Annotated in this window: 12 protein-coding genes; 6 read left to right on the forward strand and 6 right to left on the reverse strand. The window is 71.9% G+C overall.

Translation table 11 applies throughout. The features are described from left to right. Positions 1–537 precede the first annotated feature (537 nt). Positions 538–1,272 carry a peptidylprolyl isomerase gene (locus AB0J52_RS13980; RefSeq protein ID WP_500181963.1) on the reverse strand — a complete coding sequence of 245 codons (735 nt, stop codon included), beginning with the start codon at positions 1,270–1,272 and terminating at the stop codon, positions 538–540. A 107-nt stretch (positions 1,273–1,379) separates the two neighbouring features. Continuing rightward, the gene (locus AB0J52_RS13985; protein ID WP_500181964.1) at positions 1,380–2,327 is read right to left on the reverse strand and encodes a helix-turn-helix transcriptional regulator; all 948 of its coding nucleotides are present in this window, start codon (positions 2,325–2,327) and stop codon (positions 1,380–1,382) included. A gap of 83 nt (positions 2,328–2,410) precedes the next feature. Between AB0J52_RS13985 and AB0J52_RS13990 the strand changes: the two genes are divergently transcribed. Next, positions 2,411–3,214 carry an alpha/beta fold hydrolase gene (locus tag AB0J52_RS13990; RefSeq protein WP_500181965.1) on the forward strand — a complete coding sequence of 268 codons (804 nt, stop codon included), beginning with the start codon at positions 2,411–2,413 and terminating at the stop codon, positions 3,212–3,214. After that, positions 3,211–4,278, forward strand: a complete 1,068-nt coding sequence (locus tag AB0J52_RS13995; protein WP_500181966.1) for an epoxide hydrolase family protein — start codon at positions 3,211–3,213, stop codon at positions 4,276–4,278. Before AB0J52_RS13990 ends, AB0J52_RS13995 begins: the two co-directional genes overlap by 4 nt. On the opposite strand, the gene AB0J52_RS14000 is transcribed toward AB0J52_RS13995, so the two are convergent. From AB0J52_RS14000 to rsgA, 3 genes are all read right to left on the reverse strand, one after another. Further along, positions 4,275–4,856, reverse strand: a complete 582-nt coding sequence (locus AB0J52_RS14000) for a hypothetical protein (RefSeq protein ID WP_500181967.1) — start codon at positions 4,854–4,856, stop codon at positions 4,275–4,277. The two genes, AB0J52_RS13995 and AB0J52_RS14000, sit on opposite strands and share 4 nt — an antisense overlap. Before the next feature lie 299 nt (positions 4,857–5,155). Then, positions 5,156–5,671, reverse strand: coding sequence for a GNAT family N-acetyltransferase (locus tag AB0J52_RS14005; protein WP_500181968.1), 516 nt, complete (start codon positions 5,669–5,671; stop codon positions 5,156–5,158). An 83-nt stretch (positions 5,672–5,754) separates the two neighbouring features. Further along, entirely contained in the window at positions 5,755–6,837 is a 1,083-nt protein-coding gene (gene rsgA / locus AB0J52_RS14010) for a ribosome small subunit-dependent GTPase A (RefSeq protein WP_500181969.1), read from the reverse strand. A 329-nt stretch (positions 6,838–7,166) separates the two neighbouring features. Between rsgA and AB0J52_RS14015 the strand changes: the two genes are divergently transcribed. The 3 genes from AB0J52_RS14015 (at position 7,167) to AB0J52_RS14025 (ending at position 9,339) form a co-directional block, all read left to right on the forward strand. Beyond that, the gene (locus AB0J52_RS14015; protein WP_500181970.1) at positions 7,167–7,562 is read left to right on the forward strand and encodes a Rid family hydrolase; all 396 of its coding nucleotides are present in this window, start codon (positions 7,167–7,169) and stop codon (positions 7,560–7,562) included. 74 nt (positions 7,563–7,636) lie between these two features. After that, positions 7,637–8,293, forward strand: a complete 657-nt coding sequence (locus tag AB0J52_RS14020) for a hypothetical protein (RefSeq protein ID WP_500181971.1) — start codon at positions 7,637–7,639, stop codon at positions 8,291–8,293. 2 nt (positions 8,294–8,295) lie between these two features. Further along, complete coding sequence (locus tag AB0J52_RS14025; protein WP_500181972.1) at positions 8,296–9,339, forward strand: radical SAM protein; 1,044 nt, start codon at positions 8,296–8,298, stop codon at positions 9,337–9,339. Between the two features lie 70 nt (positions 9,340–9,409). Here AB0J52_RS14025 and AB0J52_RS14030 read toward each other — a convergent pair whose 3' ends face one another. Next, entirely contained in the window at positions 9,410–10,015 is a 606-nt protein-coding gene (locus AB0J52_RS14030) for a TetR/AcrR family transcriptional regulator (protein WP_500181973.1), read from the reverse strand. Positions 10,016–10,113: 98 nt separating this feature from the next. Here AB0J52_RS14030 and AB0J52_RS14035 point away from each other — a divergent pair. Further along, positions 10,114–10,705: MFS transporter (locus tag AB0J52_RS14035; protein WP_500181974.1), on the forward strand; the 592-nt coding region annotated here is incomplete at its 3' end.

Below are 10,705 nucleotides of genomic sequence, written 5' to 3' on the forward strand. Positions count from 1 at the left end.
CCGCGCAGACCCCGGCCACCAGCGCGGCGGTCACCAGAAGGCCGCGCGCCAGGCCCGTCCCGCCCCTCGTCCGTCCATCCCGACCGGCCGCCTGTGAGTCCACCACCGCCACCCCCGTGCGTTCGTGTGACCGACGTTGCGCAGGCGGCCATCTTGGCGCACCGGCGTCCCTGGTCACGGGCTTTACCGCCCTGGACACAAAGAGCTGCCGTGAAGGTGATCAGGAGATGACCGGCAGGGCACCGCCGCGGCGGCCTCGTCGTCTAGGTGCGATCCCTCTTGATCATGTGGAAGACGAGGACCGAGAAACCTATGGCCCCTATCGCCACGCCGAAGGCGGCCCAAGTCCTTGTTCCGGTGTCCCCGTTCGCGGTCTTCCATAGGGCATTGCCACCCGACCATACGGTCAGGATCACGCCTACCCCCAGGAGGTAGTAAAGCCGCGCTCGCCTCATTCTTCTCCTCCGGAAGACGGTGCCCGCGTCCGTCGCCCAGCCGGTGACGAACGCTCAGAGGGCTCTGCCTCGGTGTGGAGTGCTAGTGGCGGGTGATTTGGACCTTGTGGAACTCGGTGTAGCGGCGCGGGTAGCCGTCGCCCGGGTTGTTCTGCTCGTCGTTGCCGGCCTCGCCGATGCGGCGGAGGACGTCCAGGCCCTGGGTGACCCGGCCGAAGGGGGTGTAGGCGGGTGAGAGCTTGGTGTCCTTCCAGGTGAAGAAGAACTGGCTGCCGTTGGTGCCAGGGCCGGCGTTCGCCATCGCGACCGTCCCGGCCGGGTAGGTAGCGCCCGCCAGGTTCTCGTCCGGGAACTGGTAGCCGGGAGCTCCGCTGCCGGTGCCGGTGGGGTCGCCGCACTGCAGGACGAAGATCCGCTGGGTCGTGGAGCGGTGGCAGTGCGTCTTGTCGAAGAAGCCGCGCTCGGCGAGGAAGCGGAACGAGTAGGTCGTGCAGGGCGCCTGGTCCGTCAGCGCCTCGAACGCGATCGTGCCCTGGGTGGTGCGCAGCCGTGCGGTGTAGGGCCTGGCCGCCTTGGCCGGGTCGAAGACGGGCAGCCCCACCCACTTGCTGACCGGCTTCACCTGCGTGTACGCGCACGCCTGCGCGGCGGCCTTGACCGGGGCGACGGCGTCCGGGTCCACCGTCGGACGGACGGTGCGGGCGTGGGGCGCGGTGCCGCCCCCGGGCGAGGCCGAGACGGCTGTCGCGGCGTAGACGGAACCGGTGAGGGCGACGGCGGCGACGGAGACGCCGATGATCCGGACGGGCTGAAGCATGGGGGGATGCCTCTCTGCTGATCTTCGGGAAGCCACACACTAGGCCGCGTCCGTCCCGGCCGACAGGGGCCGTCCGGAGGTTCGTCAGATGTCCATAGCGCTCGGGGCTAAGGGGTGGGACGGGAGCGGGCGACGGCCTCGGTGAGCGCGGCGACGTGCTCGGCGAGGGCCGTGACCAGCTCGGGCGGCTCGCGGACGGTGAAGGGCCAGGGCAGGCCGCTGAGGACGCGCGCCATGGCCGGGAGGTTCTCCGCGCCGCTGACCAGCAGCACCCCGCCCTCGGGGCAGGCGCGCAGGTCGCCGAAGGTGGCCGGAAGGTGGTCGCGGGCGGTCGGCAGGTCGGTGTCGAGCCATACCTCGGCGCGGTGGGTCCAGGCGTCGAGCGTCAGCGTCCGCAGCACGTGGTCGACCGGGTCGAACCCCTCGGGCGGGGTGAACCGGCCGGGGAGTTCGGCGGCGTCGCCGATCCTGTCCAGGCGGTACATGCGGACGGCGCCGCGCAGGTGGTCGTGGCCGACCAGGTACCAGCGGCGGGCGTGCACGACGAGCCCGTACGGGTCCACCTCGCGCGCGCCGCGGGTGTGCTCGATCCGGACGGTGCGCCGCGCGTGGACGGCCGCGGCCAGCGTCAGCGCCAGTTGCGGTTCCGGGGTCAGCGGGCCCGCGGTCGCCGAGGTCGCGGCGGTCAGGGCCGTGACGCGCAGGCGCAGCGGTCCGGGCAGGACGCGGTTGAGCTTGACCAGCGCCCGGTCGGCCGGGCCGGGCTCCGCCGCCTCCCGCTGCTCCTTGCCGGTGGCGAGCGCGACCGCGACGGCGACCGCCTCGTCGTCGGCGAGCATCAGCGGCGGCAGGCGCACACCGCGCGCCAGCCGGTAGCCGCCGTAGCGTCCGCGGACGGATTCGACCGGGACGTCCATGTCGCGCAGGGCGGTGACGTACCGGCGGACCGCGCGGGCGTCCACGTCCAGACGCCGGGCCAGTTCCTCGGCGGACACCAGGCCGCGGTCCTGGAGGATCTCCAGCAGCGCCAGGACGCGGGTCGCGGGACGGGACACGGACCCGATCCTAATCAGGGCAGAAAACGTCCACAATCCTCCCTAGCCTCACGTCCAGGAGACCGACCGAAAGGAGTCGACTCGTGTCGACCTTCGTCCTCGTCGGCGGATCGTTTCTGGGCGCATGGGCCTGGGAGCGTGTCACGCCGCTGCTGACCGCGTACGGCCACGAGGTGCATCCGCTGACGCTCACGGGCTTCGGCGACCGCGCGCACCTGGGCTCGTCGGCCACGACGCTCACCACCCACGCTCGGGACATCGCCGCCGCGATCGAGTACGCCGGCCTGCGGGACGTGACGCTCGTGGCGCACTCCTACGGCGGCGCCCCGGCCACGATCGCCGCCGACACGATCCCCGGACGGATCGCGCGGCTGGTCTACGTCGCCGCGACGCTGCCCGAACCGGGCAGGAGCCTGTTCGACGGCATGCCCGGCCCCGTGGTCGAACTGGTCATGGGGACCGTCCGGGACGGGCGGATCCCGGTGATGAGCGACGAGGTCCTCGACGCCAACTTCGGCCGGCACGGGCTGAGCCCCGAGGACCGGGCGTGGCTGCGGGCGCGGGGCGTCGGCCAGCCGATCGGCACCTACCAGGACCCGGCGCCGTCCGACCTCGGCGCGGCGCGGAGCCTCCCCCGCACCTACATCGCCTGCGCCGGGGACCCGCCGGGCCCGCCGCTCCCGCAGGACCTCGACGTGGTCACCCTGGACGCCGGGCACTGGCCGATGATCACCGCGCCGCACGCGCTGGCCCGCACGCTGCACGAGACGACCCTGACGCCGGACGCCCCGACCCCCACCCCGGACGCGTCGTCCCGCACCCCGGGCGCGCCGACCCGCACGCCGGACGAGGCCGTCCGGTCCCTGGACGAGGCGGTCCGGTCATGATGCGGCCGTACCGCGTGGAGATCCCGCAGGAGAGCCTGGACGACCTGGCCGCCCGGCTCGCCGCGACCCGCTTCACCCGCCCGCTGCCCGGCGAGGGGATCGGGGTGCCCGGCGACCGCGTCCGGAAGCTGGTCGGGTACTGGCGCGACGGCTACGACTGGCGCGCCTGGGAGCGGCGGATCAACGACCATCCGCAGTTCCTGACCGAGATCGACGGGCTCGACGTGCACTTCCTGCACATCCCTTCGGACCGGCCGGACGCGCTGCCGCTCATCCTCACCCACGGATGGCCCATGTCGGTCGTGGAGTTCCTGCCGCTGATCGACCGGCTGCGCGACGCGTTCCACCTGGTCATCCCCTCGGTGCCCGGCTTCGGGTTCTCCGGCGCGCCTTCCGGGCCGGGCTGGAACCGCCGCCGCGTCGCCGCGGCGTGGGCGGAGCTGATGCGCCGGCTCGGCTACGAGCGTTACGGCGTGCACGGCAACGACGTCGGCTCCCTCATCTCCATCGAGCTGGGACGCCTGGTCCCGGACCGCGTCGCCGGGGTGCACGTCACCCAGATCTTCTCCCTCCCGTCCGGTGATCCGGCGGAGCGCGCCGCGCTGGGACCGGACGACAGAACAAGGCTGGCCGCTCTCGAACGCTTCATGGCCGAGCGGGGCGCCTACCTCAGTCTCCAGTCCACCCAGCCGCTGACCCTGGCGCACGCGCTCGCCGATTCCCCCGCCGGCCAGCTCGCCTGGAACCTGCAGTTGTTCGGCGACATGGTGAGCGACGACTACATCCTCACCAACGCCGCCATTCACTGGCTGACCGACACCGCCGGCAGTTCGGCGCTGGTCGGCTATCACGGCAACCGGCCGTCCGCCGAGCCGTCATCGTTCCCGCTGGGGCTGGCGTGTTTCGCCGGGGACTTCTTCCCGTCGATCCGCGCGTTCGCCGAACGCGACCACACCACCATCACGCATTGGAACGCCTATGACACAGGCGGACACCATCCCGCGCAGGAGGAACCCCAACTCCTCGCGGACGACATCCGGGCCTTCTTCACCGGCCACCGCTAGTCCCACTGCTCGGTTTCGCGGGCCACGTCGGAGATCGGCCCGAGGATCGTCCATCCGGGTTCCAGGGCCCGCCTGGTCCGGAACCCGCGTTCCTTCGCGTAGGCCTTGAGGTTGGTGCCCTCGGCCGCGCGCATGATGGTGTAGCGCGGCGGGTCCTCTCCGTAGAAGCGGAAGAAGACGCGTCCGGGGTCCTTCACCTGGTACACGATCCGGTCGGCGCTCGGCAGGGCCGCGAACGTGGCCCGGTCGGCCGGGCTCGTGGGCTTGCAGTCGCCGAGCAGGGGCCGTCCTCCCTCCCGGGTGCAGACCAGCGTCCCGCTCCAGACGACCTGTTCGGCATGGGGGCGGGCGGCCGCGAGTTCCCGCATGCGGGCCTCGGCCTTGACGAAGGCCGCCCGCGTGTCATCGAACCGCTTCTCCAGCTTGTCGAACCGCCTGGCGTCGAACCTGCCGTTGACGTAGTCCTCCACCGATCGGCCGACGGCGGCCCGGTGGGTGACGACGAACGCCGCACCGGCGGCCAGCGCGCCGAGGAGGGCCAGCGGGGTACCGGCCAGCACGATGACGCTCTTCCTCATGGCACACCCCAGGCACGGCGACTGGCCGGTCGTCGCGAAGGACGCCGTCCTCGGCGCGGGCCTTCGCCGGTCGAGCGGAGAACCTAGCAGGTGCGCCCGGACGATTTCCGGCCTTTCGGACGGCCACGAGACACCGGACGAGGGCGGCGGAGGCTATGCGCCGACGAGGCTTTCGAGGCCGTCCGCGACGAGCAGCGGCGCGAACCGTTTTTGTCACGCCTCTTCTCCCACCTGGCCAAAAGGCGCGGTCGCCCAGGGGCGAGCGGCGCGCCGCTCGCCCCTGGGTTCTCAACCGGGTGTCACACGCCGAATGCCTCGGCGTACCGGATGGTGCCGGACGGCACCGGACGGGCCGGGTCCAGGCTCAGCGCCATCATGTTCTCGTCCGGCACCTCGAAGGACGGCCGGATGCCGAACCGCGACGCCGGGGTGAACCCGAACCGCGGGTAGTACGGGGCGTGCCCGAGGACGAGGACGAGGTTCTCGCCCTCGGCGCGGGCGGCGTCGAGCGCGGCGCGGATGGCCGCCGATCCCGCGCCCGTCCCCTGGTGCTCCGGGGGCACGGCGCACGGCCCGAGCGCGAGGGCCGGCGCGCCGTCCACGTGGCAGCGGGTCAGCAGCGCGAAGCCGGTCGGGGTTCCGTCGGGGCTCTGGGCGATCACGGAACCCCAGGGCAGCCAGGCCGCCGGGTCCTTGCGCAGCGCGTCCACGAGGTCGGCCTCCAGCGCGGTGGGGAACGCCGCGAGGTTGATCTCCCGGATCGCGCGGCGGTCCTCGTCGGAGGCCTCGGGACGGGTGGTCCAGATGGTGGTCATGTCGGTGCGGACTCCCTCGGTGGGGTGCGGATGAAGGTCAGGGGATGCGGGAAGCGCGTCGGAGTTCGGACGCCGGGCGTCGTTCACGACTGCTTGTCCCGGAACTTGTAGGTCGCGCGCTGGTGGCGGATGATCGCCTTCCACTGGTTCTCGCGCTCCGCGCGCAGGCGCGCGTCGTGGCGGGAGGCGGCCCAGGCGGCTTCGCGCAGCAGCTTGCGGTAGCTGTCCAGGCGCCGCTGCGGCAGCGTCCCGTCGTCGATCGCGGCGAGCACGGCGCAGCCGGGTTCGCTCGCGTGGGCGCAGTCGGAGAACCGGCAGCCGGCGGCGAGTTCCTCGATCTCGGCGAAGACCTGCTGGACGCCGGCCTCGCTGTCGTGGACGCCGACGGCCCGCAGGCCGGGGGTGTCGATGAGGACTCCCCCGCCCGGCAGCCGGACCAGTTCGCGGTGGACGGTGGTGTGGCGGCCCTTGCCGTCGCCCTCCCGGACCTCGCCGGTCGCGAGCACGTCGGCGCCGAGCAGGGCGTTGCCGAGGGTGGACTTGCCCGCGCCGGACGGCCCGAGCAGCACGATCGTCCCGGTGAGGACGGCCGCCAGGACGTCCATCCCCTCGCCGGTGACGGAACTGACCACGAGGGTTTCCGCGCCCGGTGCGAGGGCGGCCACCTCGTCCCGGACCTCGCCGGCGGGCCGCCGCGAGCGGTCCGCGTTGGTCAGGACGACGACCGGGGCGGCGCCGCTCTCCCAGGCCAGGGCGAGCATGCGCTCGATCCGGCCCGCGGGCGCGTCGGTGGCCAGGGACGCGGTCACCACGACCGTGTCGATGTTGGCGGCGAGCACCTGGGGACGGGACGTGCGGGACGCCGAGGAGCGCGCGATGGCGGTGCGCCGGGGCAGCAGCGCCACCAGTTCCGGCTGGTCGCCGGGCCGCACCGCGGCCCAGTCGCCCGTGCAGGGCGGCTCGCCGGCCGTGGACCAGGCGACGCGCAGCCAGCCGTCCGCCGTGACGACGGTGGCGTGGCCGCGGTCGACCCGGGCGACGCGTCCCGGCGTCAGGCCCGCGGAGCGGTGCGCGGTGAAGGCGTCGTCGAACGCCTCGTCCCACCCGTAGGCGCGCAGGACGTCTTCGGATTCAGGCGAATCCTGAAGGAAGAATGCTGAAGACAACGAAGGAGACCCTTTGAAAGAGGGGTCCCGGGGACACGGGAAGAGTCACGGATCACGCCGAAGAAGGAACGATCCCGCTGGACGGATCGACTCAGCCGAGTCCGGCCGAGGCCCGGGAAAGAAGGTTGGCCTGGACGTCGCTCACGACAGCGACCGCCTTCGCAGTCATCAACCTCATCCCCCTCTCGGCCTCGTTCCGCATCGCCCGAACGGCGTCGCGGATATGTCCGGACCCTACCACGCGCCCGCGCCGCTTCCCAGCGGCCGAGCCCGCCGCCCTTCCGTCCCGTTCCGGCATTTCCGCTGGTCACGGCGGGTACGAAAGGATCATGGAACGCAGGGACATCGACCCGCGCATGTTCGGGCAGCACCTCGCCTACCACCACGCCGTCCTCGTGGAGTCACCCCGCCGGTGGCTGCTGGTGGCGGGCCACGAGTCGCGGGACGAGCGCGGGCAGGTGACGGCGCAGGGCGACATGCCGCGCCAGATGGAGCTGACCCTTGAGCGGCTGGCCGACACGCTCGGCAAGGCCGGGTTCACGCTGGCCGACGTGGTGCAGATCCGGATCTTCACCACCGACCTGGAGGCGTTCAAGGCGGAGTACGACTCCTTCAACGCGCTGCTGGAGGCCGGGAACTGCCGTCCGGTCAGCCTGCTCGCCGAGGTCAGCGCGCTGTCACTGCCGAGCATGCTGCTGGAGATCGAAGCGATCGCCGTCCAGTAGTCAGGAGCCGACCTGAAGAATCTTTGGTGTTGGCGTGCTTGTGGCGTTGGGCCCGGGCCGATGACGCTGGCCTCATGGAGCCCAATGAGCTGCTCATCCTGAATTATCCGAAGTACAGCGAACGCATCGCCGACTGGTTCGGCGAGATGAACGCGAGCCCCGCCTTTCGTGAGGTCTTCCTGGCCGACCCGGCGGGCACCGTCAGCCAAGCGATCTTCCCTGACCAGCCGCCGATCAGCGAGGGCGGGGTCAACCAGGCCAACCGGATACTGTTCTCCGCCCTGAGCAACCCGGAGTTCATGCGGTGGGCCGGCGAATACAACGAGGTGCTCGTACGGCGTGCCGCGGATGAGTACCCGCAGATCGAGGACGAGCAGCAGCGGTTAAGAGCGTTCCTGGCGACCTTGGACAAGTCGGTGGTGTACCAGGACATCGCCGACGCCGCGCCGCGGTTCATGGATCGGGAACTCGCGCACGCGTGGCTCCTGGGCGACCGGGACCTCGAAACGGGCGCCCTGGCCTCCGTCTTCGTGCACGTGGCGATCATCCTCCTTGTCGCGGTCATCGTCGTGGCCGTGCCCGTCCCCCTCCTCGGTGAGGGGGTCAACCGCGAAGATCTGCGCGTGGTGATGACACAGCTCGCGCAGCGGCTGGAGCAGCGGGCCGAGACGCTGCGCGCCGAGGGGCGACTGCTCGGCAGCGACGCCGCCCGCCGCGGCCGGAAGCTGTGAGCATGTTCGGCCGGCTGGGCACCGGCCGCGTCCTGTCCCTCATGCCGACCTGGCAGTGCACGGCGGCCTGCGACGCGTGCGGCACCCACAGCTCGCCCGCCGTACGGACCCGGCTGTCGGCCGCCGACATGAAGGCCGCCATCCGGCAGGCCGCCGAGGCCGGGTACGAGCTGGTCGCGTTCACCGGCGGCGAGGCCACCCTGGCCGGACGGGTCCTGCTCGAACTCATCGAACTGTCGAAGTCGCTCGGGCTCGCGACCCGCCTGGTGACCAACGGCCACTGGGCTCGTGGACCCGATCGGGCGCGAAGAAAGATCGAAGACTTCGTGTCGGCCGGGCTCGATGAGATCAACTTCAGCACCGGTGATCAACATGTCCGGTTCGTACCTCTGCAGAGGGTGCTCGACGGCATGCATGCCAGCCTGGCAGGGGGGCTGCGTGTCGCCCTGATGGTGGAGATCACCGACCGCCGCCGGGTCACGGCCGAGTCGATCCGGGAGACGCCCGGCTATGTCGCCCTGTCGCGACGGTTTCCGGACAGCCCCGTTTCCATTTACGAGAGCCCCTGGATGCCGCTCTCGCCGAAAGAGGCCGCACCGTATCCCGACGGCCTGACCGCGAACGCGCGGAACGTCGCGCAACGCAGCGGCTGCGACAGCATCCTCACGACCACGACCGTCCAGGCGGACGGATCGATCACCGCCTGCTGCGGTCTCGGCATGCAGGACATTCCAGAACTGAGGATCGGCGACATCCGGAGCACTCCGCTGTCGCAGGCGGACCGGGCCGCCGGCGAGGACTTCCTGAAACGCTGGATTCGCGTCGAGGGCCCGGAGCGGATCCTGGCCTGGGCGGCCACCCACGATCCGGACATCGAATGGGAGAACATGTACGCCCACCGGTGCCAGGCCTGCCTGCGCCTCTACCAGGACCCCGCGGTACGGCGGACCATCCGCGACCACCACCAGGAAAAGGTTGCGGATGTCGCGTTCGCCGAGTGGCTGCTCTATCAATACGCGGGCGCCGATCCCGCCGGCCCGGCCTGACCCTTGCGGGAGACCGCGCGAAACGCGCCGTAAGCCCCTCGTCCGGGCTTCGCGTCGTCGCCGGGTCGGGTCAGGACGGGTGGGCGGGGGTGGAGCCGAGGCTTTTGATCGCGGCGTCGATCGTGGTGGCCAGGCGGGCGGGGTCGTGGCCGGCGCGTTCGCGCACGCGCAGGCCGAGCACCGTCGTGAACAGCAGCTCCACGGCGGCGTCCAGGTCGAGGTCGCCGGGGATTTCGCCGGTGCGCCGTCCCTCGTCCAGCAGTGAGCGCAGCGCCTCGCGGGTGACCTCGAACGCCGCCTCGGTCCGCTGCCGGACCTGATCGTCGGCGGTGCCGAGCTCGGTCGCCGTGTTCACCACGAAGCAGCCCCGGCCGGACTCCCCCTCCTCCGGGCAGGAGACCAGCCACAGCAGCCAGTCGCGCAGCACCTCGCGGACGGGGCGGCCGGTGGCGTCCAGCCGCTGCTCGGCCTCGGCGGAGTCGGTGGCCCGGTAGTGGTCGAGCGCGCGCAGGAACAGCGTGTGCTTGTCGGTGAACGTCCGGTACAGGCTGCTGGGCGTGAGCTTGAGCTCGGCGCCCAGGTCCCGGACGGACGTGGCGTTGTAGCCGCGACGCCAGAACAGGTCGGTCGCGCGGACCACCGCGTCCTGCTCGTCGAACTGCCTGGGGCGTGCCATGCCGCCACCCTACCCGACTTGTGGAGCGATCGTTCCCATACTAGGGTCCAGCCGACATACGGGAGCGATCGCTCCCGAATGAGCGGAGGAGGTATCCGGTGACGGCCACCGAGCAGAGCGACGCTCAGGCGAGCGGGGAGCGGACGCGGCAGCGAAGCCGCTGGCGGGCGGTCGGGGCCGTGGCCCTCGGGACGTTCCTGCTGGTCACCGCCGAGCAACTGCCGATCGGGCTGCTGACCTCGGTGGGGTCGGCGCTATCGGTCTCCGAGGGGACGGCCGGGCTGATGGTGACGGTGCCCAGCCTGGTCGCGGCGGTCGCCGCGCCGCTGGTGCCCGTGCTCGTCGGCGGGATGGACCGGCGGCTGCTGCTGCTCGGCCTCATGGCGCTGATGACCGTTGCGAACGTGGCCTCGGCCCTCGCGCCGGACTTCGCCGTCCTGGTGGCGTCGCGCGTGCTGGTCGGGGTGGCGATCGGCGGCTTCTGGGCCATCGCCAGCGGCCTGGCCGTCCGGCTGGTGGCCCCGGCGAGCGTTCCCCGGGCCACCGCGATCATCTTCGGCGGCGTCGGCGCGGCGAACGTGTTCGGCGTCCCGCTCGGGACGCTGCTCGGCGGGTTCTCCGGCTGGCGGATCGCGTTCGCGACGCTCAGCGGCCTGGCGCTCGTCGCGCTGGTGGCGCTGCTGGCCGTGC

This window comes from Spirillospora sp. NPDC049652 (assembly GCF_040675125.1).
Classification (GTDB): domain Bacteria; phylum Actinomycetota; class Actinomycetes; order Streptosporangiales; family Streptosporangiaceae; genus Spirillospora.